This is a genomic window from Bradyrhizobium guangdongense (assembly GCF_004114975.1).
Taxonomy (GTDB): domain Bacteria; phylum Pseudomonadota; class Alphaproteobacteria; order Rhizobiales; family Xanthobacteraceae; genus Bradyrhizobium; species Bradyrhizobium guangdongense.
Genome location: NZ_CP030051.1, coordinates 748,810 through 774,011 on the forward strand (window position 1 = coordinate 748,810; position 25,202 = coordinate 774,011).

27 protein-coding genes and 1 pseudogene are annotated in these 25,202 nt (G+C 62.6%); 14 read left to right on the plus strand and 14 right to left on the minus strand.

All coding sequences use genetic code 11. The annotated features are described in order from the left end of the window. Positions 1–223: 223 nt before the first annotated feature. The 4 genes from X265_RS03490 (at position 224) to X265_RS03505 (ending at position 3,193) form a co-directional block, all read left to right on the plus strand. A complete protein-coding gene (locus tag X265_RS03490; RefSeq protein ID WP_028141952.1) occupies positions 224–1,822 on the plus strand; it encodes a tetratricopeptide repeat protein in 1,599 nt (532 codons plus the stop codon). A gap of 22 nt (positions 1,823–1,844) precedes the next feature. Continuing rightward, positions 1,845–2,411: a hypothetical protein gene (locus X265_RS03495; protein ID WP_028141953.1), complete on the plus strand. Its 567-nt coding sequence runs from the start codon at positions 1,845–1,847 to the stop codon at positions 2,409–2,411. 144 nt (positions 2,412–2,555) lie between these two features. Beyond that, a complete protein-coding gene (locus X265_RS03500; RefSeq protein WP_028141954.1) occupies positions 2,556–2,756 on the plus strand; it encodes a hypothetical protein in 201 nt (66 codons plus the stop codon). A 20-nt stretch (positions 2,757–2,776) separates the two neighbouring features. Then, a complete protein-coding gene (locus tag X265_RS03505; protein WP_028141955.1) occupies positions 2,777–3,193 on the plus strand; it encodes a hypothetical protein in 417 nt (138 codons plus the stop codon). 663 nt (positions 3,194–3,856) lie between these two features. Here X265_RS03505 and X265_RS03510 read toward each other — a convergent pair. Further along, a complete protein-coding gene (locus tag X265_RS03510) occupies positions 3,857–4,588 on the minus strand; it encodes a winged helix-turn-helix transcriptional regulator (protein ID WP_097661455.1) in 732 nt (243 codons plus the stop codon). 130 nt (positions 4,589–4,718) lie between these two features. On the opposite strand from X265_RS03510, the gene X265_RS03515 reads away from it, so the two are divergent. Further along, the gene (locus tag X265_RS03515; protein ID WP_128963647.1) at positions 4,719–5,963 is read left to right on the plus strand and encodes a vanadium-dependent haloperoxidase; all 1,245 of its coding nucleotides are present in this window, start codon (positions 4,719–4,721) and stop codon (positions 5,961–5,963) included. A 113-nt stretch (positions 5,964–6,076) separates the two neighbouring features. Here X265_RS03515 and X265_RS03520 read toward each other — a convergent pair whose 3' ends face one another. Then, entirely contained in the window at positions 6,077–7,315 is a 1,239-nt protein-coding gene (locus X265_RS03520; RefSeq protein WP_244659516.1) for a DNA topoisomerase IB, read from the minus strand. Positions 7,316–7,441: 126 nt separating this feature from the next. Here X265_RS03520 and rnhB point away from each other — a divergent pair, with 126 nt between their 5' ends. Continuing rightward, positions 7,442–8,266: a ribonuclease HII gene (rnhB, locus tag X265_RS03525; protein ID WP_035709148.1), complete on the plus strand. Its 825-nt coding sequence runs from the start codon at positions 7,442–7,444 to the stop codon at positions 8,264–8,266. A 28-nt stretch (positions 8,267–8,294) separates the two neighbouring features. Here rnhB and ligD (X265_RS03530) read toward each other — a convergent pair whose 3' ends face one another. The 4 genes from ligD (X265_RS03530) to X265_RS03545 are packed head-to-tail and all read right to left on the minus strand — an operon-like array spanning position 8,295 to position 11,776. Next, on the minus strand, positions 8,295–9,242 hold the full coding sequence (gene ligD / locus X265_RS03530) for a non-homologous end-joining DNA ligase (protein ID WP_128963648.1): 948 nt from the start codon (positions 9,240–9,242) through the stop codon (positions 8,295–8,297). Between the two features lie 12 nt (positions 9,243–9,254). Next, the gene (locus X265_RS03535) at positions 9,255–9,818 is read right to left on the minus strand and encodes an MOSC domain-containing protein (protein WP_128963649.1); all 564 of its coding nucleotides are present in this window, start codon (positions 9,816–9,818) and stop codon (positions 9,255–9,257) included. Next, positions 9,818–11,497 carry a DNA polymerase/3'-5' exonuclease PolX gene (locus tag X265_RS03540; protein WP_128963650.1) on the minus strand — a complete coding sequence of 560 codons (1,680 nt, stop codon included), beginning with the start codon at positions 11,495–11,497 and terminating at the stop codon, positions 9,818–9,820. Before X265_RS03540 ends, X265_RS03535 begins: the two co-directional genes overlap by 1 nt. Beyond that, positions 11,498–11,776: a hypothetical protein gene (locus X265_RS03545; RefSeq protein WP_128963651.1), complete on the minus strand. Its 279-nt coding sequence runs from the start codon at positions 11,774–11,776 to the stop codon at positions 11,498–11,500. It abuts the gene before it with no gap. A 289-nt stretch (positions 11,777–12,065) separates the two neighbouring features. On the opposite strand from X265_RS03545, the gene ligD (X265_RS03550) reads away from it, so the two are divergent. The 6 genes from ligD (X265_RS03550) (at position 12,066) to X265_RS03570 (ending at position 16,358) form a co-directional block, all read left to right on the plus strand. Beyond that, the gene (gene ligD / locus X265_RS03550) at positions 12,066–12,917 is read left to right on the plus strand and encodes a non-homologous end-joining DNA ligase (RefSeq protein ID WP_244659517.1); all 852 of its coding nucleotides are present in this window, start codon (positions 12,066–12,068) and stop codon (positions 12,915–12,917) included. Between the two features lie 35 nt (positions 12,918–12,952). Beyond that, positions 12,953–13,258 (plus strand): hypothetical protein, encoded by a 306-nt coding sequence (locus tag X265_RS03555; protein WP_128963653.1) that lies wholly within the window; start codon positions 12,953–12,955, stop codon positions 13,256–13,258. Positions 13,259–13,502: 244 nt separating this feature from the next. Then, on the plus strand, positions 13,503–13,688 hold the full coding sequence (locus tag X265_RS03560) for a DUF3606 domain-containing protein (RefSeq protein ID WP_128963654.1): 186 nt from the start codon (positions 13,503–13,505) through the stop codon (positions 13,686–13,688). Positions 13,689–13,930: 242 nt separating this feature from the next. Beyond that, entirely contained in the window at positions 13,931–14,398 is a 468-nt protein-coding gene (locus X265_RS03565) for a hypothetical protein (RefSeq protein ID WP_128963655.1), read from the plus strand. A gap of 94 nt (positions 14,399–14,492) precedes the next feature. Then, positions 14,493–14,660, plus strand: a complete 168-nt coding sequence (locus X265_RS40285) for a hypothetical protein (RefSeq protein ID WP_164938410.1) — start codon at positions 14,493–14,495, stop codon at positions 14,658–14,660. 123 nt (positions 14,661–14,783) lie between these two features. After that, a complete protein-coding gene (locus X265_RS03570; RefSeq protein ID WP_430648590.1) occupies positions 14,784–16,358 on the plus strand; it encodes a protein-L-isoaspartate(D-aspartate) O-methyltransferase in 1,575 nt (524 codons plus the stop codon). Here the strand turns inward: X265_RS03570 and istB are convergent. The 4 genes and pseudogenes from istB to X265_RS03590 form a co-directional block, all read right to left on the minus strand. After that, positions 16,285–17,148 carry an IS21-like element helper ATPase IstB gene (gene istB / locus X265_RS03575; protein ID WP_128963656.1) on the minus strand — a complete coding sequence of 288 codons (864 nt, stop codon included), beginning with the start codon at positions 17,146–17,148 and terminating at the stop codon, positions 16,285–16,287. The two genes, X265_RS03570 and istB, sit on opposite strands and share 74 nt — an antisense overlap. A gap of 8 nt (positions 17,149–17,156) precedes the next feature. Continuing rightward, positions 17,157–18,647, minus strand: a pseudogene (gene istA / locus X265_RS03580) (IS21 family transposase); the annotation flags it as partial. A gap of 190 nt (positions 18,648–18,837) precedes the next feature. After that, on the minus strand, positions 18,838–19,428 hold the full coding sequence (locus tag X265_RS03585) for a hypothetical protein (protein WP_128963658.1): 591 nt from the start codon (positions 19,426–19,428) through the stop codon (positions 18,838–18,840). Beyond that, entirely contained in the window at positions 19,421–19,762 is a 342-nt protein-coding gene (locus tag X265_RS03590; protein WP_128963659.1) for a hypothetical protein, read from the minus strand. Before X265_RS03590 ends, X265_RS03585 begins: the two co-directional genes overlap by 8 nt. 104 nt (positions 19,763–19,866) lie before the next feature. Between X265_RS03590 and X265_RS03595 the strand changes: the two genes are divergently transcribed. Next, the gene (locus X265_RS03595; RefSeq protein WP_128963660.1) at positions 19,867–20,064 is read left to right on the plus strand and encodes a hypothetical protein; all 198 of its coding nucleotides are present in this window, start codon (positions 19,867–19,869) and stop codon (positions 20,062–20,064) included. A gap of 4 nt (positions 20,065–20,068) precedes the next feature. Here X265_RS03595 and X265_RS03600 read toward each other — a convergent pair whose 3' ends face one another. Together X265_RS03600 and X265_RS03605 are read right to left on the minus strand one after the other, a co-directional pair. Then, positions 20,069–20,371 (minus strand): helix-turn-helix domain-containing protein, encoded by a 303-nt coding sequence (locus X265_RS03600; RefSeq protein WP_128969122.1) that lies wholly within the window; start codon positions 20,369–20,371, stop codon positions 20,069–20,071. 959 nt (positions 20,372–21,330) lie between these two features. Continuing rightward, the gene (locus tag X265_RS03605) at positions 21,331–21,828 is read right to left on the minus strand and encodes a hypothetical protein (protein ID WP_128963661.1); all 498 of its coding nucleotides are present in this window, start codon (positions 21,826–21,828) and stop codon (positions 21,331–21,333) included. A 185-nt stretch (positions 21,829–22,013) separates the two neighbouring features. Here X265_RS03605 and X265_RS03610 point away from each other — a divergent pair, with 185 nt between their 5' ends. Continuing rightward, complete coding sequence (locus tag X265_RS03610; RefSeq protein ID WP_128969123.1) at positions 22,014–22,280, plus strand: hypothetical protein; 267 nt, start codon at positions 22,014–22,016, stop codon at positions 22,278–22,280. Positions 22,281–22,620: 340 nt separating this feature from the next. Here the strand turns inward: X265_RS03610 and X265_RS03620 are convergent, their stop codons facing one another. After that, complete coding sequence (locus X265_RS03620; protein WP_128963663.1) at positions 22,621–23,085, minus strand: hypothetical protein; 465 nt, start codon at positions 23,083–23,085, stop codon at positions 22,621–22,623. A gap of 575 nt (positions 23,086–23,660) precedes the next feature. After that, complete coding sequence (locus X265_RS41165) at positions 23,661–24,764, minus strand: sensor histidine kinase (protein ID WP_128963665.1); 1,104 nt, start codon at positions 24,762–24,764, stop codon at positions 23,661–23,663. Positions 24,765–25,202 lie beyond the last annotated feature (438 nt).

The following is a 25,202-nucleotide window of genomic DNA, read 5'->3' on the forward strand; positions in this document are numbered from 1 at the left end:
AGCGGCATTGCATGCGACCGCTTCCCCTCCGGATATTCCGCTTGCAGAAGGATGAATTCTGACAGGCGTTCTTCCCTAACCACATCATTCCCTCCTATTGACACCTGCCGCAAATGGGCAAATCCTTTCCAAAGCGAATTTTCAGCACGATAAATTTCGGCGCTAAGGCCTTTCTTTGGCGCCTTCTGAATCCATTTGCTTCTAACCGAAAACGGAGGGGCCCATGCGCGCGCTCGCTTTAAAAAGCGTCTCTCTTCTCCTCGCCACTCTTGCTTCGATCTGCGCCACGGCCTGCGCCCGCGCACAGGATGCGACCGACGAGCAGTTTGGCAAGGTGCACTTCCAGACCACTTGCAACGAGGTCGCGCAACGCCGCTTTGATCGCGGCATGCGCTACCAGCACTCGTTCTGGTACCGGCCTGCGAAGGAGATTTTCAAGGAGACGTTGCAAGCCGATCCGGAATGCGCGATCGCCTTTTGGGGCATTGCACTGAGCCTGCTCTACAATCCTCATTTTCCCGCACCGAAGGAAAATCTCGCCGAGGGCCTCGCCGCGCTGCAAAAAGCCAAGGCACTCGGCGCCAAGAGCGACCGCGAACGAGACTATGTCGACGCACTGCTGGCCTTCTACTCGGGGGACGAGAAGACGACGTTTGGCCAGCGGGCACAGGCCTATCTCAAGGCAACCGAGGCCGTCGCGGAGCGCTATCCCAATGATGACGAGGCGCAGATCGCCTACGCCATCACCCTGAATGTCACGGCCTCACCAAACGATAAGACGTATGCTAACCAGCTCAAGGGCGCGGCCATCCTGGAGCCGATCTTCAAGCGGCAGCCGCGGCACCCCGGCGTCGCGCATTACCTGATCCACCTCTATGACTATCCGGCGATAGCGGAGCAAGGCCTCGACGCTGCCAAGCGCTATTCCGAGATCGCGCCAGCGGCGCCGCACGCCTTGCACATGCCGTCACACATCTTCACGCGCGTCGGCTACTGGAACGAATCCATCGATGCCAATAGCCGTTCCGCCAAGGCTGCCAAGGAGGGCAAGGACCCTAGCGAGCAGCTCCACGCCGACGACTACATGGTCTACGCCCTGCTCCAGCTTGCACAGGACAGCCGAGCCCGCGACGTCATCGCGGACATGCTTGCGACCACGGGCTATGCGCCGGCCGTTCGCGCCGGCCCCTACGCGATAGCGGCGAGCCAAGCGCGCTACATGGTCGAGCGAGGTGATTGGCCGAGGGCTGCCGCACTGAAGGTCGAGCCGAGCCGGTTTGCCTATGTCGATGCGATCACCTACTTCGCCCGCGCCCTCGGCGCCGCGCGCTCCGGCAATGCCGACGCAGCGACGGCGGACATCGCCAAGCTGGCGGAGTTGCGGGACAAGCTGCAGCAGGACAAGGACGCCTATTGGGCCGAAATCGTCGAGATCCAGCGGCAGGTCGCCACAGCCTGGCAGCTCAACGCCTGGGGGAAACCGGCGGACGCGTTGGAAGCGATGCGCCTTGCGGCCGATGCCGAAGACAAGACCGAGAAATCCATCGTCACGCCTGGACCGCTTGCTCCGGCACGCGAGCTTTATGGGACCATGCTGCTCGAACGCGGCATGGCGACGGAGGCATTGGTCGCGTTCGAAAGCACGATGCGCAAGGAGCCCAACCGGTTCGGCGCGATGATCGGCGCGGCTCACGCCGCCGAGAAAGCAGGGGATGCCGTGAAGGCACGCCAGTACTATGCGAAGGTGGTCGACATGGCACGGGATGGCGACTCCTCGCGGGAAGATCTGGCGGCCGCACGAAAGTTCATGGCTCAGAATTAGAGAGAGTTCGGCGGCAGGTGCTATGCGTCTGACCAGCAAATTCACCGCGATCGGCGCAGCCGCGGCACTGTTCTGTGCGGTCGCTGCGGTCTGGATGCTGCGATCCGGCGACCTGACACGTGCAACAGCGGCAACCGGGCAGATCCGCCCGGTGTGGACGGAAACCGAGTGGCCCTTCGGGGTAGATCCTTGGGGGAAAGGCAAGGCGTTTCGCTGCAATGCCAACGATTGCGGCGGTGAGGTCCAGCTTTACGTTCGCGCCAAGCTCGGCTTTTGCAATTGCACCACCGGCGTCGCCGACGATACTGACCTCGAGCAAATGGGCGACTTGGCGCTGATTGGTAAGACAACGCCGATCGGTGCCGGTCGGGAGATTGTCGTTGGGCCCATGCAAGGCCGCAGCCGCGCGTATCGGGTCGAGGGAAATGGTAACGCAGCGCTTTCGTTCGCTTTCAATCAGCGCTGCGACATGGTGGCTGCAACGGCCTTGGTTGGACGGGGCGTACCCGGCTCACTGGAGCCAGCGGTGCTGGCATTCCTCAACAGCGATCGCATGTTGAAGTGGGCCGAGATCGCGTTAGGTTTATAACTCGGCGCTACCTCGAAGCTCGCATTTCGGCACGTCAGCGTCGCTCCCTTATCCCCGAGCACAAATCCGCAAACTTAGCATGCCTCAATCGTAAGATCGGGAAAACTCGGCTAAGATGCTACTTTCCCTTGTTGGGGGCATTTCATGTTCGACATGGCAACCACGGCGCTTTTGCGCGCGGTTTTCGACGAAGTGTGCGAGGGTCTTCCGCAGCGCGAGATCGGCGCGCGGACGCATGTGGCTTCGAAGATCCTGGAGGCCGCCAATGGCGGCGAGCTCTGTCCCGAGGACCTCAGACAGGTCGGCCGCAAGGCCCTTTCGCACGCGCCCACCATGTGGCGCTAACTGAAAACCGGGACGCGGGCGTGAACTTCCAGGTCACCGTTTTGAAGATTTTGGCGGCATATCCGGACGGGTTTGCCGTCATGGAGGACCTCAAGCGGGACATGGCAATTCTGGCGACCAGTGGCCGCGATTGGGCGGACCGGACCAGGCGGCTCGCGGCACGGGTTCCGGATCTCGACATCTGGTCACAAGGGCTGGTCGAACGCATCAGCGGCGGCTGGAAGATCACTGTAAAGGGACGGGCTGTGCTCGAGTTCATGGAAGCTCGCCCTGCTGCGCCGGAGCCCATTCCGGTGCCTTCGGTTGAGCAGACGGTCGTCGCTTCGCCGACACTGGTTCCTCCGCTGCGGCAGCCGGCCGACCGGGCCAAGCGCCGCCGCGAACGTCGGGAACGGCGCCGCGAGGCGCGCGAAAGGGCTAGGGCCAACGCGTCCTAAGTAGGATCAGGCCAAGAAAAAGCCGCCGGTACGCGCGGCGGCTTGGATAGTGCCGGACTGCCGGTTACTTCCCCAGCCCCAAGCGTACCGCCGTTACCTTGTTTGCGGCCATGCCAGTCCGACCTACCGGACGAGCTTCGATTCGGCGATCGGCGAGCCGAGTTGTGCACCGGCTCCTACAAAGCTGGCAGAGGTCCAACGAGGAGGACGGAAGGCGAACCCGCGCGGCATCACCAGCTGCGAACGCCCCCGGCCCGTACCATGTCCAGCACACCGGATTCGAACGGAGGGCCCGTTTCCGCCGACGAGAGCACCTGCCGTTTCAGCCGGTCCGGCAGCGATCAGGACACAAGGAGGGCGCACGGGCGCTCAATGGCCGCCGTGGCATGGGATCAATGAACATCCCTAGGGGCACAGATGTCCAGTGGTGGTGATGATGTCGCCCAAGTCTTCCGCTGCGACTGCGAACTCGGCTCTGTAGGGGTCTAAAAGAGCCCGGACGCGATGAGGTGAACCTGCTGCAGGTTGGGAAGCTGGCCCGCGGACGGTGATATAGCGATGGTGACGAGGGGCCGGCTGGGCGTCGCCTTCGACACCCCGGCCGATCCGACCCCGTGGCGGCCTGCGACACACCGCGGAAGACGCCGCCGATGGGGCGGCCGATTAAATCGCTCCGGTGGTGCGCTCGCGGACAACTCCCTTCACGACAGGAAAGTCGCGCCCGACGATTTTATCGAGCCGGATCCACGTCGGCACCTCCTTGATCAGGCGACGATCTGTCCCTTCCACGATGATCTCTTTGCCTTCGACCTGCCGCCACGGCAGATATCCCAAGTACACCGCAACGAAATCGGCGATTTTGCCGCGGAAAATAACGTCGACTGCGAAGCCGGGATCCTTGGCGCAGACGTCTACGCCCTGCGGATCGAGGACCAGCCACAGAATGCTGTACTTCGTTCGGTTGGCCGGCACGCCGGCGAATTCGAAGCGAGCGACGACTTTCTTATCAATGGCGTCCCGAACCGCCCTCTTTCGGAAACCCCATACAAGGAAGAAGGGATCAAGGTCCGTCGGCTTGATCGCATCCCGCGCGTGTACCAGACCCCAATGTCCCATCTCGCTGACGATCGGCCGGAGTGCCTCGCCAGCGGGGGTAAGCCAATATTCGTGTCCAGTCCCGTTGGACCGCGCGCGCCTTTCGATGATTCCTTGATCTTCCAATTCGCGAAGTCGTGTCACAAGGACCGCTCTCGAGATAAGCGGCACGCCACGATGAACATCGTTGAATGTTCGGTTGTCAGCCATCAATTCGCGCAGGATCAGCGGCGTCCAACGCGTCGCCAGTACCTCAGCCGTTTTAGCGATGGGGCAAAATTGGTCATAGCCGTCTTGCATGATCGCGATTGAACCACCGAAGGCTTTGCTTCGCTAGTTCGAAAAACAGACTTGAGCGGAACCGGTAGCGATGTTTGCCTCGGCGCGCCCGGCTCTCACGCCTGGTCGGTCGCAGCAAACGGAGGCCTACATGAACCGAGCACCCCTGCGCCGCAGCATTCTCGCCGGACTGATGTTGTCGCTCCCTGTCACTTCTGCCTTTGCGGATGTCATTTCAGACTGGAATGAGCGAGCCGTCACTTTGCTGCTGGCCCAAAAGTTGGGACCGCCGGCGGCAGAGCGCGTGCTGGCGATGATGCACCTCGCCATGTTCGATGCAACCAACTCAGTGGAGCCGAGATACGCACCGTTCCTCACCAAGCTTCACATCAGCCGCGAAGTCTCCAAAGAAGTAGCGGCAGGCGTTGCTGCCGCAACCGTACTACTCGCGAGCAGCCCGGAGGCAAACGCGCCCGAGCTCAAACAAGCGCTCAGCAACGACCTTCAGCGCGTCCCCGACGGCCCAGCGAAGGAAGAAGGCATTAGAGTGGGCGAAACGGTGGCCGCGAAAATCCTGACGAACAGAAAGGACGACGGGTCCGCCGCGCCCGACGGCCATCGGCCCATCACCACTCCGGGCGTCTACGTTCCGACGCCCAGACTGGTCGTCGCACAGTGGCCGGGCGTTCGACCCTTCGCGATGAATAAGGCTGACCAATTCCGACCGGAGCCGCCCGTTGCGCTCTCCAGCTCGGAATGGGCGCACGACTTCAACGAGATTTCCAAAGTCGGCCGCTTCGACAGCAAGTCCCGCACCGCGGATCAGACCGAAGCGGCCAAGTTCTGGATCTCGATCGGCGGCGACGTGTTCTATCCGCTCGCACGCGCTCTGATAGCCGCCAAGAAGCTAGACCAAACCGATAATTCCCGCATCTTTGCCTTGATCGCCGTCGCTCGGGCAGACAGCCTGATTGCGGTGTTCGACGCCAAGTACCACTACAATTTCTGGCGGCCGATTACGGCGATCCGCAATGGCGACAGGGATGACAACGCCGAAACAGAGAGGGACCCATTGTGGCGTCCGATCGCGGATACTCCGATGCACCCAGAATACCCATGCGCTCACTGTGTGCAGGCGTCTGCTATGTGTGCGGTTCTCGAAGCCGCATTGGGTACGACCACGTTCTCTGAGATCAGCATGACGAGCACCACTGCGCCGGGGGCTGAGCGCCGCTGGACAGACCTTAAATCATTCATCAACGAGGTGTCCGAAGCCCGGGTTTGGGCAGGCTTTCACTATCGGTTCTCGACAAGGGTCGGTCGTGAGATGGGGTATGAGATCGGCAAGTACGTCGTCAAGAATCTTCTCAGGCCGGTGGAAAGCGCGTCTAAGTGACTAACAACAGTTATTTGACCGAGGCCGGCCGGTGCGCTTGGCGAGTCCAGGCATGAAGATAGGGTAGGCCGTCCTTCGCGGCGCCGCCAGCGTGGTAAGCGTCGCAGGAGGCACTAGTCGGGGGCCTTCAAAGAATCGAGGCGTTTGCGGAGAAACGCCAACACCATGACTTCATCCGACGTGAGCTTGGCATACTGTCGCTTGAACTTCCGAGCGATCTTGGCTTCGATCATCTTGACAAGATCACCGGACATGTAGGCGTTCAGGACTTCCGGGTGCACGTAGCACTTGCGGCAAATGGCCGGCGTATTCCCGAGCTGCTTGGAGACGCTTTCGATCGCGGCGACGACGTTGCGCTTCGCCTCGGCCTGGCTGTCGTACTTCTTGAACTCGGTCAGCGCCAACGCCGCCAGAACCGTCCCCGCCCAAGTGCGGAAATACTTGGCGCTGAAGTCCTCGCCTGTGATGTCCTTGATGTAGGCATTGACGTCGCCGGAATCGACGGTACGCGGCTGCCCGTCGTCGTCCAGGTACTTGAAGAGCTCATGTCCCGGGATCTCCGCGCAGCGCTTCACGATGGCGGCAATCCGCTTGTCCTCGACCCGAAGTTTCCACTGTTTGCCCGATTTGCCCGTGAAGTCGAACCGAAGCACGCCGCGGCCCACCGCAACGTGCTTTCGTCGCATCGTGGTGAGCCCGTAGGATTTGTTTTTCTCGGCATACTCGGCGTTTCCGACCCGGATCAAAGTCTTCTCCAGAAGACTGACGATCGTGGCCAGAACCTTCTCGCGAGGTAGCCCTTCCAGCTTCATGTCGGCCGCGACACGGTCGCGCAGCGCGGGCAGCGCGGCAGCGAACTGGACGATGTGTTCGTACTTGTTCTGGTCGCGCAGCTCGCGCCATTTTGCGTGGTAACGGTACTGCTTGCGACCCCGCGCATCGAGGCCGGTCGCCTGGATGTGGCCATTCGCTGAGGGGCAGATCCAGACAGATTCATAGGCCGGCGGGATACCGATGGACTTGATGCGCCGGATGACGGCGGCATCGGTGATGCGCTTGCCGTCCTTGTCGTAGTAGCTGAAGGTAGTCCCCGTCCGCTTGCGAGTGTAACCGGGCGCGGAGTCGCTGACATAGCGAAGGCCTTCTTCCGCAATGGTGGCTGCGACCTCTGCGGTGCGGTCCAGAACCTGTTCTTCGTTGCGAGTCTCTCGGAGCATGGGCCTGTCCCTCGGAAGCACCCAGGGATCGAGGCTCCTCTCCTTTCTAAAGGAATGAAGACCGCGGTTGGTTCCGTTCGTGAGATCGGCGGGTCGTAGATGCAGATCAGTAGCCGCGCAGCGTACCGGCCCCACCTAGAGCCGGTGGTTCCTCTCGACGGGGCGCTGCGCAGGGTGACGATGGCGGCACGGCCTGACTTCAGACAATCGCCACAAAGTTTACGGACACGCTTTCCCGATTAAGTCAGTGCGAAGGTCCTTATGTCCCAATATTCCCTGGACGTGTTGCGTCAGCGCTATGTCGTCGAGAAACGACCACTCGAGGCCAGCGTCGAGCAGATCCTGCGGGCTGACGGGCGCGCGGGAGCACGTGCCATCCTGGCCTCGATCGATAAGCGGCGCTTCGAAAACAGGTCCGAAGGGCAGCGCCTCCGCAAGATGCTGCGCTTCGAGACCTCTCTCTGGGAAGGAGGCCATCAGGCCGTGGCAGGCGTTGATGAGGCGGGCATGAGCCCTCTCGCCGGGCCGGTCTCCGCAGGCGCCGTGATCCTGAAGCCGGGCACGCGCATAGTTGGGATCGACGATTCGAAAAAACTCGACGCCGCAGCGCGCGAGGAACTTGCGAAGGAGATCAAGGCAAAGGCAGAGAGTTGGTGTGTGGCATTCGTCGAGGTCGAGGAGATCGACGCGATCAACATCTATTGGGCGGGCATCCAGGCAATGCAGCGTGCGGTCCGGGGGCTGGGATCGACGCCGCAGCATCTGCTGATCGACGCGAAGCGATTGAAGAAAATCGACATCCCTCAGCAGGCGATCATCAAGGGTGATGCCAAGTCCGCCAGCATCGCCGGCGCCTCGATCCTCGCGAAAGTCGAGCGCGACGCCGTGATGCGGGCGCTCGACGTGCGACACCCCGGCTACGGCTTCGCGGATCATAAGGGCTACCCGGTGCCGGCTCACTACGAAGCTCTTGCCAGGCTTGGTGCATGCGCAGCTCACCGGAAGTCGTTCGGACCTGTACGCAAGGCTCTCGGGCTACCGCCCCTGCCGCCGTGGCCTCCCGCAACAGAGCGCGCGGCCGGTTGACCGGGCCGGACGTCTCTTCCCGGCTGCGCTATTTTCGCGACCAGCTCTTTTCGCGAACGACGTCCTTGGCCTTCTTGTCGGACCGCAGGCCGAGATAGACCGGCTGGCGCAGCTCTCCCTTGCTGGTCCACTCCGCGAACTTCACCTCTGCAACCAACGAAGGACGCACCCAGGTCGTGAACTGCTCATCCTTCACCTTGGCGGGAAAGGGCGACTTGGCCGTCTTGAGCCTCACCAGCTTCCTATGAAGCTCTTCCAGAACCTGGCGGCTGAAGCCGGTGCCGACGTGGCCGATGTACCGCCACCCGCCATTTTCCCGCACTGCCAGCGCGAGAGCGCCGAAGAAGGGCCGGGTTCGCCTCGGTGCCGTGAAGCCGGCGATCACTACCTCCTGCCGTTGCGCGGTCTTCACCTTCAGCCAATCGGCTGTCCGGCGTCCGGACGCATACGGGCTGTCGGCGCGCTTTGCCATGATGCCTTCGAGATGCCTTCGCTCGGCTTCTGCGAAGAACGTCGTTCCATTGCCTTTGCGGTGGTTGCTGAACGCGATCAGCTTGTGGCGCGGCAGGATGGCCTTGAGTCGCTTCTTGCGCTCCAGGAGCGGCAGCGCGCGTAGGTCCTCGCCGCCCGCGAACATGAGATCGAACGCGCAGTACAGAAGCTTGGCCTCACGGCGCAGGGCGTTCTGAAGCAACTGGAAATGGGAGGCCCCATCCTTGCCGATCGCGACGAGTTCGCCATCGATCACGGCATCCGCCTTCACGCCCTCTAGCGCTTTCGCGACCTCGACATAGGAGTGGCTGATGATCTTCCCGTTACGGCTGTAGAGCGCGACCCGACCACGCCGGATTTCGGCCACCATACGAAAACCATCGAATTTGTCCTCGAAGACCCAGTCGGAATCGTCGAACGGCGCATCGGTCAGCGTGGCCAGCATGGGCTGCAGGCGAGGAGGGAGTGTCGATTGTCGGGCCATGGTAGGGTCTTTCTACACGGCCGGCAGCGGCCGAAACGAGGAGGACGGAAGGCGAACCCGCGCGGCATCACCAGCCTCGACCGTCCCCCCGGCCCGTACCACGCCCAGCACCCCGGATTTGAATGGAGGGCCCGTTTCCGCCGACGAGAGCACCTGACGCTTGAGGCCTGCTCGGAAGCGGTCAATCAGGACGCAGGGCGTCCGGAGGCCGGTCAGCTCGACGACCGCAGAGGGCCCCAGCTCGATCAGGGTCCCCAGCGGCATCCGTTCGAGGTCCAATCCGGCGGTGGTGACGTTCTCGCCGAGGTCGCCGGCGCCAACTTCGAAGCCAGCTTCGAGAAGAGACGGGAAGAGTTCGGATGGGATCAGGTGGACCTGCCGGAGATTGGGCAGGCGGGGCCGGCGGCGTGCCAAATAGCGGTGCCGGACGAACGGGCCGGCGTGGGCGTCGCCTTCGACGCCGTGCCCCTCCACCAGAACGATGCGATCCAGGACCGGTTTGCTGAAGTGATGGCCGCGATCGGCAGCGACCGCCACGACCCTGCCCTCGAGCGCCAGATCGTGCCTCTGCTGCATCAGGCGGCGCGGGCGAGCGAGCGCCGCTTCTGGCGAAGGTAGCGCGCGATCTCCGCAAGCGTCATCGCGTTCAGGACCCGGTCGGCAGGGACACCGCCCTTGCGGGCCATCAGGACACCCCAGTGCATGTGATCGAGCTCGGGGATCGAGTGCGCGTCCGGATTGATGCTCAGCATGCAGCCGAACTCCAGCGCCGCCTGGTGCCAGCGCCAGTCCAGATCGAGCCGCCATGGGTGGGCGTTAATCTCGACGACAACGTCGTGCTTGGCGCAGGCCCGCAGCACCTTTTCGACGTCGATTTCGTAGCCCGGCCGCCGCTGGAGTTGCCGCCCGGTCATGTGGCCGATGATGGTCGTGTGAGGATCGGAAATGGCGCGCAGCAGCCGCTGCGTCTGCGCCTTGCGATCCAGCTTGAAGCGCCCATGGATGCTGGTGACCACGAAATCGAAGCGTTCCAGAACATCGTCGTCATAGTCGAGCGACCCGTCCGCCAGGATGTCGGACTCAATCCCTTTGAGGATCCGGAAGTCCTTGCCGAACCGCTTGTTCAGTCGATCGGCTTCCCGGTGCTGCTGCGCGATCTCCTCGACGGAGAGACCGCCGGCATAGTGGGCGGACTTGGAATGGTCCGCCACGCCGAAATACTCGAAGCCCCGCTGGCGCGTGGCCTTCGCCATGGTCTCCAGCGTCTCGGTGCCATCGGAGGCATCGGTGTGGCAGTGAAGGATGCCGCGCAAATCGCCGTCGGTGACGAGCTTCGGGAGCTTGCCTTTCAGGGCCGCCTCGATCTCGCCGCGCCCCTCCCGGAGTTCCGGATCGATGAAGGGCAAGCCGAGAGCCTGGTAGACGTCGGCCTCCTCCCCTGCGATCAGCCTGCGGCCCTTATGGAGGCCGTCCGCATCAAACCGCATGCCCTTCTCGGCGGCCAAGGCCTGAAGCTGCTCGATGTGGCCGGCGGAGCCGGTGGCAAAGAGAAGAGCGGCGCCGAAGTGCTTGCGGTCGGATACTAGGATTTGCAGCCCGTCGGCAGGTGGCGTCGATGTCGCGACCTGCTTGGCAGCCTCCGCAACGATCGCGAGATTGCCGACGAGTTCGCAGCCGCGACGAAAATCGCCGGCGATCGTCACACGCTTGAGTTCGGGGCGAGATTTGCGGATCGAGTCCTTCGCATGCGCGAGCAGCGCGGCGGCGCGGTGCAGGTGGAGGCGGCCTTCTCCGCTTTTGGCGATCGCGAGGTTCTGCAGGATCTTGGTCTGCAGCGCGGCGCCGAGTCCTTTCGCCTTCTTGATGCGCTCATCCTTGGCGGCGGCCTCCAACTCCGACAGCGAGCCGATGCCGAGATCCTTGTACAGGCGCAGCACCTTCTCCGGACGAAGGCCGGGCACAGCGAGCATCTCGAGCACGCCCGCGGGAATCTCCTTCCGCAGCTTTTCGAGGCTGGGATGACTGCCCGTCTTGTAAAGCTTGGTGATGATGTCGGCTATCGCGTCGCCGACCCCCGGGATCTCCGTAAGCCGGTCTTCGTCGATGAGCACGTCCACAGGAACGGCTAGGGCCGCCAAGCTGTCGGCGGCCCGAAAGTAGGCTTTCGCCCGGTAGGGATTGCCGCCCCGCAAGGCGGTGCGCTGCGCGTACTCTCGCAGGAGGCTTGCCACACCGCGCGCGTCGAGCGAAGGCATTCAGCCAGCCTCCCGGCCCGGGCGTCGCGGCGTCGCCGGAGCAGGCCAACCGCGGGAGCCGTCACTTGGCCCGCGATCGAGAGAGGCCTCGAGCTTCTGGGCTGCGCGAAAGTCCTCAAGATGCTGGACATTGGAGCCGTAAGCAGCCTCCTTCTTGAGGAGATTGTAGATCCGGCCTGCCACCAGTTGCAGATGCTTCATCTTGCCCCGCGGCATGGCTCTCGCTTTGCAGAGAGCCCGGACGGCGTAGGCGCGGAAATAGTCGAATGCGTCTGACATGATGTCAGTAAACGCCGGCTCTCGCCGGGAGTTCGATGGGCTCTGCCAAAACTGGATCGCCCGGCGCGGTCTGGCGCAAATGCGCGAAGAGTTGGTCCCTGGAACTCCTCGCCGCCTTCGAAGTTGCGAGACTCGTTGATTGAGGTAGGTAGACTGCCCGCCGTCGGCCCCAACCCGGCGGCGGGTTTTTTGTGAGTTGAGTAGCGTGGCAAAGCGTACGAAGGCGCCTCGGCCAACCGAGGTCCCTACAATGCCGGGGTTCATCGAACCCCAGTTGGCGACCCTGAAGATGAAAGCTCCTTCGGGATCTCCATGGATTCACGAAGTCAAGTACGATGGCTACCGCATCCAGCTCCGGATCGACGGTGACGACCGGCGGGCCTACACCCGCAACGGCTACAATTGGATCAGCAAGTTTTCGAGGATTGCGGCCGCTTTCGATATCGAAGGACAGGCCATCGTCGACGGCGAGGTTGTCGTCATCCATGATGGGCGCACGAACTTCTCCGAGCTGCAGGCAGACCTTGGCAGAGGCGATCAGGATCGACTGGTCTACTTCGCTTTCGATCTGCTCTGGCGGGACGGCCGAGATCTGCGGAAAGAGCCGCAGATCGAGCGGAAGAGGCTGCTCAAGGAGCTGATCGAGGAGCACGACCTCAAGGAGCCCGTCCTCTATAGCGAGCACCACGAAGGGGACGGCCAGGCACTGTTCGCGGCAGCCAGCAAGCTGAATTACGAAGGCATCGTCTCCAAGCGGGTGGATGCACCATACCGATCGGATCGGGTGGAGGCCTGGCAGAAGATCAAGGTCGTTCAGAAGGGCAAGTTTCCTGTGGTCGGCTTCATCAAGGACCCGTCTGGCGTGGCCGCTCTCTATCTGGGCAAGAAGGAAGGCAAGGATCTGGTCTACATGGGAAAGGTCGGGACCGGATGGAGCCGAACCACCTCGGCGCAGATCCGCAAGGCGCTCGACACCGTGGTAAGCCCGAAGCAAAAGCTGACCAAGACAATCAGGAAGCCCAGGGCCACGTGGGTCGAACCCAAGTTCTATGCCGACATCGAGTACCGTGACATCACCTCCGAAGGTCTGCTGCGGGCCAGCTCGTTCAAGGGGCTGAGGAAGGGAACGCGCCGATCATAGCCGCGTTTTCCTGCAGAGTATGTGGAGTACCGGTCATGAATCCGGAAAGGCGAGTTGCGAAGGCCTTGGAAGACGCACAAGGCATCTTGGCCCGGCATGTCGAGCCCGGCCCCAGAGATTGCGAGCAAACCATAAACAGACTGCTGGATGTGCTCGACGACGAAGCTGTCGTGCAGGCCCTCAAGGATTCGAAGATGGAAAAGCCCACAACAGAACAACTTGACGAGCTCAAGAGGCTCAGTGCAATCGCGCGCGTGCCGGACGAATCCGAGATCGTGACTTCGAAGGAAGAAGCCGAAATCCGGATCCGCGATCTGAAAGACAAGGCTCGGATGGAATGAGACTATCCGAGGACGACATCCAGAGCGAAGATCTCGGTCGGTGAAGGGACGTCGATCCCGGACATCCGGCATGAACTCGATGGACACGTTCGATCCCGATATGCCGTGCGGCGTTCGCGACGGGTGGGCGCCCATCGTTCCGAGCCATCCTTGCGGTCACTGAAGCGTCGCAGCGAAGCCGGCCGGGAACTCGCGATTCTTTGCGGCGTTGCACCTCATCAAACATTCGCAAGAGGAGGAGCCGATGGCGGCAGCGAAGAAGAATACCGCACGTGGACGCAAGCAGGACCGGGCCCGCGTCGCGAAGGGACAGGACTACGAAGTTCGCTACGAAGCTAAGAAGACCGGCCGCTCGGCATCGGCCGTCAAGAAGGCCGTCAAGAAGGTCGGGAATTCCCGCAAGCGCGTCGAGAAGCGTCTCGGCCGCTAGGCCGCCTCAGATCCCGCCGGAAAACCATGTTAAGGCGGCCAGCCTCTGCATGGCTGGCTCGACGTCCTGCATGTAGATCTGGGTCCGCAGGAACGCGATCTCGTCTTCGAGAGCGGTCTAGGCAACGCGAGGAAGGCGGTAGCTCTTCGACGGACGGACTTCTTGGAACGTACTCAGTCGTTCAGCTTTTCCCACGGCAAGACATTCAGCAAAGCGCTGGGAAATGTCGGGAGGAGATTTCGATGAGAGCGACGGCATGGGCGATGGCGTTTGCATGCGCTGCCTTAGCATCGGCCGTCTCGGCGCAACCGGTCAGGTGGACGACCTACAGCATCCCTCAGACAGGCACCTCGGTCGACTTCCCGTCCTCGATATTCACGGAGGAGGCGGGGCAACCGGATGGCTACGGTCAGCGCTTCCGGACCGCCGACGGCCGCGCCGACATCACGATACAGTCGGCCCCCAACATTGCGAACGATTCGCCGGCTGCGTTCCTCGCCAAAAAGCATCAGCCGCCGCGCATTCAGTACAAGCGAGTGACGCCTCGCTTCTTCGCGGTTTCCAGCTACAAGGGGGACAAGGTCTGGTACAACCGCTGCAACTTCGCCGGCCGGCTGGTTCATTGCGTGCTGATCAACTACCCCGCCAACGAGGAGCACGACTGGGACGATGTCGTCACGCGCATCAGCCTTTCACTTCGCAGCAAGTAGTGGTCCGAAGCGGGATCCGGTCTGATCGTATCCCCGGATTCCTACGGTCCGATCGCTCCGTGATCGTTTACCATCGGCGTCTATATATTAGCCGATGGACATCGAGTACGACCCCGAGCGCGAGGCGGTCGCGGCGATGAAGCTCGCCGCGGAAGCCGATGGAGCCGAACGGCAACGCTGGATCATGCTGGCGCTCGCCTGGCAGCAAATTGCCCGAATTCCGGGGCCGTCGCTCGGAGTCAACTCCGAACAGGCGGCCTAGCCCCGACTTGGCGGGCACTCGGCGCATCGAAAGGAACCGGACTGGCCTCTCCCGATTGGCTTCTCGCACCAGAACTTCGAAGGAGGTGCTGCGATGGCCGAATCCGTCCAACTTCGCAATCGCATGGTCGAGGTGCAACTTGCCGGCCGCGGCATTCGCGATCGACGCGTTCTGGATGCCATGGCAGAGGTCCCACGCGAGCGGTTCGTCGAATCCGGCTTCGAGGAATTCGCGTATGAGGATTGTGCGTTGCCGATCGCGAACGCGCAGACCATCTCGCAGCCTTATATCGTCGCGTTGATGAGCGAGGCGGACGAGCTGAAGCCGGCAGACAAGGTGCTCGAGGTCGGCACCGGTTCGGGTTATGCCGCGGCGGTCGCCTCGCGGCTCGCTGGAACGGTTCACACCGTCGAGCGACATGGGCATCTGGCGAGGATCGCCGCAAAGCGTCTCGCGGCGCTAGGATACGATAACTGCATCGTTCACACCGGTGACGGCACCCGCGGCCTGCCGCAAGAAGCCCCGTTCGACGCCATTCTGGTCGCCGCCGGCGGCCCGACCGTACCGGATGTGCTCAAGGCGCAACTAGCCGTCGGCGGGCGCCTCGTCATGCCGGTCGGCGATCTCGAAGGCGAACAGTCGCTGCTGCGGGTCACGCGCCTGAGCGAGACGCAATATGCCGAGGAAACCTTCGGCGCCGTCCGCTTCGTGCCCCTGATCGGACAGCACGGCTGGGCCGAGGACGGCACGCGCTCCGCCAGCAATCACGTCCCCGGGCGCACGCGCTTCCGCTCGCTGCCGGAAATGATCGGCGCCGCCATCGAACCCTTGCCGGACTTCGAAGATCCCACCTTCGGGCGCTTTCTGGACCGCTTCGCGCAGTCCCGCGTCGTTCTGCTGGGCGAAGCCACTCACGGCACGTCGGAGTTCTACCAGGCTCGCGCCGCGATCACCCGCCACCTGATCGAAAAGCATGGCTTCAAGATCGTCGCGGTCGAAGCGGATTGGCCCGACGCCGCCGCCGTCGACCGGTATGTTCGTCAGCGAACGTCCCGCGGCACGCGCGAGAGGCCCTTCGAACGCTTCCCGACCTGGATGTGGCGCAATAAAGATGTCGCCGCCTTCGTCGAATGGATGCGCAAACACAACGACGCGAAGACGGCAAGCGAGCGAGCCGGATTTTACGGCCTCGACATCTACAACCTGCGGAGTTCGATCGCAGCCGTTCTCGCCTACCTCAATGAGGTGGATCCCGACGCCGCGGCGGTAGCCCGCGAACGCTACGGATGCCTCACTCCTTGGCAGCGAGAGCCTTCGACCTATGGCCGCGCGGTCCTGACCGAAGGCTATCGGAAATGCGAGGCGGAGATCCTTCGACAGTGCCAAGATATCCTGAAGAAGGAACTGGACTACGCCGCGAACGATCCGGACAGCTTCCTGGACGCCGCCCAGAACGCCCGGCTGATCACCGCGGCCGAGCGCTACTATCGCATAATGTACTATGGCGGCGCCGAATCCTGGAATCTGCGCGACACGCACATGTTCGAGACCTTGGGCCATATTCTTGACGCGCAAGGCCCCCGGTCGAAGGCCGTGGTTTGGGCCCACAACTCCCATATCGGTGTCAATCGGCTTGCAAATTTGACCCCTCATCGGCGTCCAATTTTGACCCCTTTGTGCGGCGGGGTTTGCTGGTAGCGCTCGTCTCGTCGGAGCTGGCCGGGATAGCGGAGGCGAGACGAGCGCGGGTGGCGTGATCGTCGTCTCTGCTTTTGAACCGCCAGCTATCGTTGCCGGTCTCGACGATGTCGCAGTGATGGGTCAACCGATCGAGCAGCGCGGTGGTCATCTTGGCGTCGCCGAAGACGCTCGGCCATTCGCCGAAGGCGAGATTGGTGGTTACGATGACGGAGGCGCGTTCGTAGAGGCGGCTGACGAGGTGGAAGAGAAGCTGGCCGCCAGACTGGGCGAAGGGCAAATAGCCGAGTTCATCCAGCACGATGAAGTCCATCCGGGTCAGATGCTCGGCGAGCCGTCCTTGCCGTCCGTTGCGGGTCTCGGTCTCGAGGCGATTGACGAGGTCGACTACGTTGAAGAAGCGGCCGCGGGCGCCGGATCGGATGCAGCTTCTGGCGATGGCAATAGCCAGGTGGGTTTTGCCTGTGCCGGTGCCGCCGACCAGCACGACGTTGCGTTGTTGGGCGATGAAGCCGCCGCCAGCGAGATCATTGACGAGAGTTTGATTGATCGGCGTGCCATCGAACTGGAAGTCGGCGATGTCCTTTGCAAGCGGCAGCTTGGCAATGGTGAGCTGGTATTTGATCGAGCGGGCCTGCTTCTCGTTGATCTCGGCGTTGAGCAGGTCGCCGACAATGCGCTGGGGTTCGTGCTGTCGCTTGACGGCAGTTGCCATGATCTCGTCGAAGGCAGCCTTCATGCCGTAGAGCTTGAGTTCGCCCATGAGGTCGAAGATTTGGGTTCGTTCCATCAGATGGTCCTCCGGAGGTTATCGTAGCGGGCACAATCGGCGATCGGTGCATGACGGAGCGTCAGTGCGGCCGGCGTCATGATGTTGGCCGGTGGGGCGGGTTCACGTTGACGGGCCAGGATATTGAGCACGACATCGGCGGAATGGACGCCATGACCGAGCGCTTCGGCACAGGCCGCTTCCACCGCGGGCAGACCGTCAGTCAGCACCGCGTTGAGGATGTCGACCATCTGCCGATTGCCATCGTCGGTGCTGGCAAGCTTGCGCCGGATCCGCTCGATCGCGGCCGGCAGCACCCAGTCTTTGAAGGGAGCACCGTTGCGCAAGGCGCCGGGTTTGCGGGCGAGTACCGGCACATAATGCCAGGGATCGTAGACGGTATCGCCGCGGCCAAAGGATCGCGGGTGCTCGGCAACGATGCGTCCATCCTGACGGATCACGATGCGATCGGCATAGGCTTGAACTTCGACCGGTCGTCCGACTGCGCTGGCTGCGACCGAGTACTTGTTGTTGTCGAAGCGCACCAGGCAAGTCTTCGAGACCGATGCCGTCACCGCGTGGAAGCCGTCGAAGCGGCCGGCATAGGGAACAAGCTTGGGGCGTTCGGCTTCGAACACGTCCCAGATTGTCTGATCGACCAGCTCTGGATGGCGATGAGCCTTGGCGTAGGCGATGCATTTGTCCAGCAGCCAGGCGTTTAACTCGTCGAGGTTTTTGAACCGCAGCCGCGGCGTGAAGAAGCGTTCCCTGACCAGCCCGACCTGGTTCTCGACCTGCCCCTTCTCCCAGCCCGACGCTGGCGTGCAGGCGACCGGATCGACCAGATAGTGGCTGCACATCTGCAGGAAGCGGCGATTGTAGAGACGCCCTTTACCGACGAAGATCGTCTCTACAGCGGTCTTCATGTTGTCGTAGATGCCGCGGGTGCAGGTGCCTTTGAACAGGGCGAACGCCCGGTCGTGGGCGTCAAACACCATCTCCTGCGTCTCCCGCGGATAGGCCCGCACGAACAGCATGCGACTGTGACAGAGCCGAACATGGGCGGCCTTCACCATCACCGTGGTGCCGCTCAGCAGGACGACCTCGTGGCTCCAGTCGAACTGATAGGCTTCGCCTGGGGCAAAACTCAGCGGGACATAAGCGGCTGCGGTCGATTGCCCGCGTTCCTTGCTCCAGCGCCTGGCGTAACGCCGCACCGCATCGTAACCGCCGTCGTAGCCGCGGCCGCGCAGCTCCTCGAAGATCCGGATCAACGTCAGCTGTTCACGAGCCGATTTAGCCGCGTTCGCCGCCAGCAAACCTTCAAGCTCTACTGCCCATCGTCCCAGCTTTGGTCGCGGCTGCACCTGCCGCTCGTACTCGAAGGAGGTCTCTCCCGACCTCAGCACCTTCCGAACCGTGTTCCGCGAGACCTTCAGATCGCGGGCGATCTCCTTGATCGTCTTGCCCTTGATGAAGTGCTCGCGCCGAATCCGCGCAATCGTCTCCACGATCAGCATCCCCGACCACCTGCTTCATTCCAAAGCAGGCAGCGCAACAGACCAACCTGTAGGGGGTCAATTTTGGACGCCGATCCCCCGGCTTAGGGGGGCAATATTGCAGGCCGAATGACACTTACGGGCTCTCGCCTTGCCTTGCCGGGCCTCTGCCGCTGCCTCGCCGGGCCACGCCCCGCCACGACCATCCCCGCTAGGGGATGGGGACCTCCTTGACCACGTCGACCGTGAACTTCCCGAACTTCGGTCGCCAGTCGCCGACGCCGACCACTGCGCCGGCGATCCTGAAGAAGGACACGACCTCGTCGCGATCCAGAAGGGACGGCAGGTACGACGCCGTGAACGTGGCCGACCACACGGGGAAACGCGGCCTCGTCCTCATCGTCTTGGACTCGCGGATCCGCACCGCGGCGCGCTTGCGGAATTCCGGATCCTTCCAAAGCGTCGGCAGATCCCGGGGCCCCTCGTAGTCGAGCATCGCGGGAGCGGAGACCTCCATGCCTGCGGTCGCGGCCCGCCCCTTCCGTTTGGTCCGGGCACCGTCCACGAACACGCTTTCGAGCACGTGCTCCGGAAGGCATGGCAGCGACCGGTGCAGCCACAGGCCGCCGTACCACTCCAATTCGGCGATGATCTCGTGATCGGCCTTGGTCTTGATCCTCTTGCCGGTGAACTCCGCCAGATCGATCGACCGCTGCTCGAGCGGGTCGGCCAGCGCGCCGTTGTGCATCAGCAGCGGGCGGACGCCGGTCAGGCGCAGGGAAATATGCTCCACGTCAGCCATGGCGACGGAATCCCATCGTGGGGTCGAAGAGGGGCGTCCTGCGCTCGAACAGAGGAACGGTATCAACGGCGACCGGCCGGATCGACGCGGCGTAGCGCCTACGGCGGTGGGCGTCAGTAATGACGCGATGGCAGTAGCTGCACAGGGCGGTGAGGTCGCCGACGAGCTCGTGGCCGAGGCGCTCGTAGGTCCTGTGGTGCACTTCGAGCCACACTCCCTCCTCGCCGGAGCTGGCGTAGCAGGTGCGGCAGCGGTGGCCGGAAGCGTCGAGCTCCGCCAGACGCGCGGCGCTGGTCCGCCACTTGTAGCTGCCGATGTATTCCAGATAGGTCACGAATTCCGTCCTCGTCTGCCTTCATAAAGTACGTTAGAACGCATGCGTTATAACGTAATTTTTGAGAATGTCAATGGCGTTATAGATCACTAGGTTTCGGGACGATGGCAGATGCGGGAAAGAGCGGAAGCAAGAGGCTTCCGGAAGGCAAAAGACAGATGCTGTGCATCCTCGACGAGGACGTCATCAAGCGCGTGAAGATCGCCGCGGTCAAGAGCAACGCCCGGGTATCTCATGTCGTCGAACAAGCACTGAAACAGTGGCTCGACCGTCTAGAGACCGGGAGACTGGGCAAATTCTAGAACGCTACGACTTCCTCTTCTTCGGCGTCGTCTTCGTCTTCGTCGTCCTCTTCACCTCGGTGAGCAGATCGACCACGCCGGTGCCCAGGCCGTCCGCCAGCCTGCATAGCAACTCTAGGGTAGGATTCACGGCGTCGCTGTTTTTTTCGATCTCGGACAGGAGCGCCGGGCGCATCAGGTCGGCCCTCATCATGAGCTCGACCTGCGTGAAGCCGCGTTCTTTTCTGAGGCTGCGGACGTTGTCGCCCAAGACCTTACGGATTTCGATGAAGCTATCCGGCGGTACCCTGTCTCTGTATTGCTTCATGCGCGCCAATTCGATCTCGTCTCCGCGATGGCGAATCCTCTCAGATTCTTTCTCGCCAGTCCAACGTACGAGGCCAGGTCGCGCCGCCAAATCGCCGGTATACCCCGTCCACGGCTGGTCCAGGGCGTGTGACAGCGCAGAATCGGACTCCGCAGCCGCGTTACCAGGGGCCGCGAGCAGTCGAAAATTCTCCAGCCTCGGCATACCAACCGGAGCCGGCCGCGATTATGATCGAGCTCGGTCCCTTCCTCCTCCGAAATGCCGGCAAAGCCCGTTTCCGCCTCGCTATTGCGGTTCCTCTCGCCGAGGAGCTCGATTAGGTGACCGAAATCGCCCTGGCCTCTGCGGTGCTCGAAGGTCATCCGCGACTGTTCAACCCCCGTCACAAAGCCGGAGATCGACTGCTCGGCCGGCCTGACGGCGCCGTGGTGGCGCAAACCTCGGCTGAAAATTCGCGAGATTGCACGCGTGATGGGTGCCGCGGCTAAGCGTAGGCCGATTGACGAGCGCGGTCGGTGAACACGTCTCGGCTCTGCAACCCGTTTGCAAACAACGAACTTGAAATTCTAAAGCCGAAAATGGCTTCGTAGACGGTAGGTCGCCGCTGACGAAATCCGCTGAGCCTCGGAAGGGGACGCGAATCCCTCCCTCTCCGCCATAATAAAACGGCTTCAAGAAAGCCCCGTAAAATCAGGCCTTACTGCACGCCAGAGGTCTCTGGTGTAGCCCCAGGGTGTAGCCCCGAGGGTAGCTCTAACCTGCCATGGCAGGCCGAGAGTTTCAATGCCCGTGCCCGCGATGACCTTCTTGAGGTCGGGCTTGCGGCGGAGCAGCGGCTCCTGACTCGCGGTCGCTGCTTTCGTCCCAAGGGGCGGGATCCAGACGTCGTATTCCTCCGTGGTGGTCAGGATCACCGGCATGGCCGTGGGGTGGACCGGCTTCACCTCGGAGCCTGAGCTTCAGCCGCCGTCTTTGCAGTCCTTCTTCTCCACGACGGCCGCGCTGTCCACCACCTTGCCGTCGCGGCTGAGCGGCACGTACGCCGCCCTGCGCCCTTCGGCGTCTGTCACCTCGATCACTTGAGGCATAGTGTCAGGATGTTCGCCGGCGTGCTCGCGGGTCACGATACGATAGCCCTCGAAGCACATGTCGCTTCCGTCCATCCCGGGATCCTGCGGCCGCTTGTCAGGTGGCATCGGCGGCAGGTCCGGTTCGACCGAATTCCGGGGCGGAGAGCTCCACGAAGGCGCACCGCTCTTGAGCAGGCGCTGCAGTTCGTCGACAGCCTCTCGGCGCCTCTCGAGCTCCTCGACAGCGGCGACGACCTGGTCGCGATCGAGCACGTCCAGAAGATCGTTGATGGTCCGCTCGCAGTCCCGCTCGCCCGGTTCCACGTAGCTCGCCAGGATGGCCTGGGCGCGCTCGACGGCTTCCAGCACCTGCTTTTCCGCGGTCATCGGTCCAACTCCACGCAACTCGCACTCCCGATTCAATGGGGCGCACGGACGCCTTCTTCCTGTGCCGGCTCAGCGGGGAACAAGTGGAAAAGCGCAGCCCCGTTGATTTCGAATCCCTGGGCTGTGGTAGCAGCGCGGAACGTACGGCGGCCGACAAGGATTCGTCGAAGGCCAGAGCGATTTCGATGCTGATGTTCAAGGAAAGGCGGCCCGCGACCCGGACGCTGCGGGGCTGGGCGAAATCGATTCTGCAGGAAGCCGGCGCCATCCGCGAGTGCGGGGAGCACGGTTGGATGCAGGACCGTGCGGACCCGCACGCCCGCGACCGGGCCTTCGATCTCGCCCGCCAGGATTCACCCTCTGGCATCTCTCCGGACGATGGCGTCGCAGAAGTAAGGGACGTACTGGATTCGATCGGCGATACTTGCCCGGAGTGCTCCTCCGACGACTAGGCCGTCTCTTCTCGCGGCTCGCGGCCGAACGGGGCCCCGCAGACGAGTGAGTTCGATCCACGCCAGTGCGGCGTTGATCCATCTCTGCCGTTCGGCTCCATCGGCTTCCGCGGCGAGCTTCATCGCCGCGACCGCCTCGCGCTCGGGGTCGTACTCGACATTCATGGGCCGAAATATAATCGCGGATCGTAAACGATCCCGGAGCGCTCGAACCGTAGGAATCCGGGGTCATGAAGGCGGATGTCTCCCTAAGTCTCCAGGAGCGTCAGGCCATCCTGAGGGGCATCGGCCCTGGGTCGGCATAGTCGCTCCGATCAGAGCGGCGCGTCGATTCGGACTATTACTTGCTGCGAAGTGACAGGCTGATGCGCGTGACGATGTCGTCCCAGTGGTGCTCCTCCCTGGCGGGGTAATTGATCAGCACGCAATGAACCATCTGGCCGACGAAGTTGCAGCGGTCGTACCAGACCTTGTCGCCCTTGTAGCTGGAAACCGCGAAGAAGCGAGGCGTCACCCGCTTGTACTGAATGCGCGACGGTGGACCCTTTTTCGCGAGGAAGGCAGCTGGCGAATCGTTGGCGACGTTGGGGGCGGCCTGTATCGTGATGTCGGCGCGGCCGTCGGTCCGGAAGCGCTGCCCAAATCCATCCGGTCGACCCGCCTCCTCGGTGAAGATCGAGGACGGGAAGTCGACCGAGGTGCCGGTCTGAGGAATGCTGTAGGTGGTCCACCTGACCGGTTGCGCCGAAACGGCCGATGCTGAGGCAGCGAATGCAAGCGCGATCGCCGATGCCGTCGCTCTCATCGAAATCTCCTCCCGACCTTCCCAGCCCTTTGCTGAATGTCGTGCCGTGGGAAAAGCTGAACGACTGAGTACGTTCCAAGAAGTCCGTCTGTCGAAGAACTACAGTCGTCCGCCTTCCTCGACCGGTTCGTTGGACACCAGCACGTCAGGGCGGTCTCGATCTTGGCGAGCAATCTCTCGATATCATCGCGCTCGTTCGGGCTCGGATCGTTCTCCAGTCGCTCGAGCAGCTGTTGCTTCTGCGCGAGCAGGTTCGCCACCGTCGACATCGCAGTTCCTCCCAGCAGGCTCCTTGGTGCGCAGGCCTGCCTCGCTCCAGTGGCGGCCCTCCCTCAGAAGATTCCGAGGAGGGCAAAGATCGCGACTTCGCCGGCGAAGGCGATGGTCATTACGGCGACGGTGAGAACCATGTCGCCCACCGGCATGCTGGACATTGGCTGCGCCTCGCATTGCAGCCCCTGTCCTGAATTCATGAGGGCATGAAAAGGTTTCGGTTCCGGAAGTCCGGTTCCGGGTATAGCGTCCGCGCGGGCAGGAAGTTCGAGGGGGGACGCGGTATGCGATTCCTTGAACTATCATGCTGGTGCGTCACCGCGGCCGGTCTGCTCTCCATGGTAGCCATCGTAGCTCTGCTCTGAAGCACGAAGCTGCTCCCTCAGAGGGGCTGGTCCCACGTTGAGAAGCTGCGAGACGGCGGTGACGCGCATCTCCGAGCAGGCCTCGCAATTAGCGAGGATGTGCGCGCACTCGGACGCATAGTCCGGGATCTCCTGCCGCTCGTAGGTGAGCTCGCCTTCGAGCTGCTGCGTGAGAAGCTGGACGATCCGCGATCCCAAGCCGCCCGGTGCGGTGCCATCCGCCAGACCGACGCCGTTATCCGAAACCGACAGCTCGATCTTGTCCGCGTTCGAAAGCGTGACCGTGACATGACCTGCCCTTTCGTCCGGAAAGGCGTACTTCAAAGAGTTGGTGACGAGCTCGTTCGCGATCATGCCGATCGCGAGCGCATGGTTATGTTGCAGGAAGAAGTCGCCGCAGACCACCTGGAAGGCGACGGGCCCCGACGGCGCCAAGGACTGGAAGACCTTCTCGACGACGTCGTTCAGGAAGTAGCGCATGTTGACCGAGCGGGAGTCCTGCTTGACCGACAGGTGGTCGTAGACCTCGGCCATCACCTGCAGCCTGCGGGCGGTGGCCTCCAGTGCGGACGCAAGTTCGGGGCTGCCGTGCCGCGCCTCCAGCCGGATCATGCCCCCGAGGATCGCAAGGTTGTTCTTGGTCCGGTGCGCCATCTCCTGCAGCAGCACGGCCTTGGTCTTGTCGGCCAGCATCACCCGCCGTAGCTCCGCCCGCTGGAATTCAGCGACCATTGCGGTCCCGGCGGCGGTGATGGCGAAAAGCGAATTCGTGGCAAGGAAATCGAGGCCGACGCTGCCCGCGTAGCTGACGTAGGCGCCGACCGCCACGGCAATCGCGGCCGCGAAGATTCCCGAGCCTCGATCGAAGATCAGGCCTGACAGGAACACGCCGGGGAGCAACAGGAAGTACCCGGGCGCGCCCGTCTGCATCTGAAGGGCCATCTGCAGGACGGCGCAGACGAGCATGATGCAAGCCGAGATGCCGTAGCGGACCACGACCGGAAGCGAGTGCTCCAGAACCAGCGGATAGAGCCTGTTCATGGATTTCAAACCGCCTGCGGAAAGGTGCCGTTCCCTCGCTCGTGCAGCAATTCGGGACGTTGGTCGCGCGTGACCTGTGTACCCCCTCCGCGAGGCCTTTTCGCGTGCGTCATGCTGGTCCTCGGGCTTCTTGCCCCTCGATCGGCATTAGCATCTTCTTTTGGCCGGCTGACGCCTTCTTCGGCTTCTTGGCTGATGCCGCTCGCGGCACGGGAACCCGGAGCCAAGATCGTAAGTTGGTGATCCTGGATCACGCCTCGACAACGTGATGCCGACACACGAAGGCCTCAGCTGCACCAGCCCCGAGCTGAGGCCTTTTTGCTGCTTATGTACATTTTTGCACCCAAGGCGGAACGGAATGGTCGCTCCGGAATCATGCACCGGGGGTCATGTGTCGGACGGTCGAGATCGTGTCGCGCTTTAACTATTTCGCCCGTG

Coding starts and splice junctions, on each gene's coding strand:
- X265_RS41165 (WP_128963665.1), bottom strand. CDS start 24,764: ATGAACAGGCTCTATCCGCTGGTTCTGGAGCACTCGCTTCCGGTCGTG.
- X265_RS03570 (WP_430648590.1), top strand. CDS start 14,784: ATGGTCGAGGTGCAACTTGCCGGCCGCGGCATTCGCGATCGACGCGTT.
- rnhB (WP_035709148.1), top strand. CDS start 7,442: ATGTCCCAATATTCCCTGGACGTGTTGCGTCAGCGCTATGTCGTCGAG.
- X265_RS03555 (WP_128963653.1), top strand. CDS start 12,953: ATGAATCCGGAAAGGCGAGTTGCGAAGGCCTTGGAAGACGCACAAGGC.
- X265_RS03610 (WP_128969123.1), top strand. CDS start 22,014: ATGCTGATGTTCAAGGAAAGGCGGCCCGCGACCCGGACGCTGCGGGGC.
- X265_RS03545 (WP_128963651.1), bottom strand. CDS start 11,776: ATGTCAGACGCATTCGACTATTTCCGCGCCTACGCCGTCCGGGCTCTC.
- X265_RS03585 (WP_128963658.1), bottom strand. CDS start 19,428: ATGGCTGACGTGGAGCATATTTCCCTGCGCCTGACCGGCGTCCGCCCG.
- X265_RS40285 (WP_164938410.1), top strand. CDS start 14,493: ATGGACATCGAGTACGACCCCGAGCGCGAGGCGGTCGCGGCGATGAAG.
- X265_RS03535 (WP_128963649.1), bottom strand. CDS start 9,818: ATGCAGCAGAGGCACGATCTGGCGCTCGAGGGCAGGGTCGTGGCGGTC.
- X265_RS03565 (WP_128963655.1), top strand. CDS start 13,931: ATGAGAGCGACGGCATGGGCGATGGCGTTTGCATGCGCTGCCTTAGCA.
- X265_RS03595 (WP_128963660.1), top strand. CDS start 19,867: ATGGCAGATGCGGGAAAGAGCGGAAGCAAGAGGCTTCCGGAAGGCAAA.
- istB (WP_128963656.1), bottom strand. CDS start 17,148: ATGGAACGAACCCAAATCTTCGACCTCATGGGCGAACTCAAGCTCTAC.
- X265_RS03620 (WP_128963663.1), bottom strand. CDS start 23,085: ATGAGAGCGACGGCATCGGCGATCGCGCTTGCATTCGCTGCCTCAGCA.
- X265_RS03500 (WP_028141954.1), top strand. CDS start 2,556: ATGTTCGACATGGCAACCACGGCGCTTTTGCGCGCGGTTTTCGACGAA.
- X265_RS03560 (WP_128963654.1), top strand. CDS start 13,503: ATGGCGGCAGCGAAGAAGAATACCGCACGTGGACGCAAGCAGGACCGG.
- ligD (WP_128963648.1), bottom strand. CDS start 9,242: ATGGCCCGACAATCGACACTCCCTCCTCGCCTGCAGCCCATGCTGGCC.
- ligD (WP_244659517.1), top strand. CDS start 12,066: ATGAAAGCTCCTTCGGGATCTCCATGGATTCACGAAGTCAAGTACGAT.
- X265_RS03510 (WP_097661455.1), bottom strand. CDS start 4,588: ATGCAAGACGGCTATGACCAATTTTGCCCCATCGCTAAAACGGCTGAG.
- X265_RS03605 (WP_128963661.1), bottom strand. CDS start 21,828: ATGACCGCGGAAAAGCAGGTGCTGGAAGCCGTCGAGCGCGCCCAGGCC.
- X265_RS03490 (WP_028141952.1), top strand. CDS start 224: ATGCGCGCGCTCGCTTTAAAAAGCGTCTCTCTTCTCCTCGCCACTCTT.
- X265_RS03540 (WP_128963650.1), bottom strand. CDS start 11,497: ATGCCTTCGCTCGACGCGCGCGGTGTGGCAAGCCTCCTGCGAGAGTAC.
- X265_RS03495 (WP_028141953.1), top strand. CDS start 1,845: ATGCGTCTGACCAGCAAATTCACCGCGATCGGCGCAGCCGCGGCACTG.
- X265_RS03600 (WP_128969122.1), bottom strand. CDS start 20,371: ATGAAGCAATACAGAGACAGGGTACCGCCGGATAGCTTCATCGAAATC.
- X265_RS03515 (WP_128963647.1), top strand. CDS start 4,719: ATGAACCGAGCACCCCTGCGCCGCAGCATTCTCGCCGGACTGATGTTG.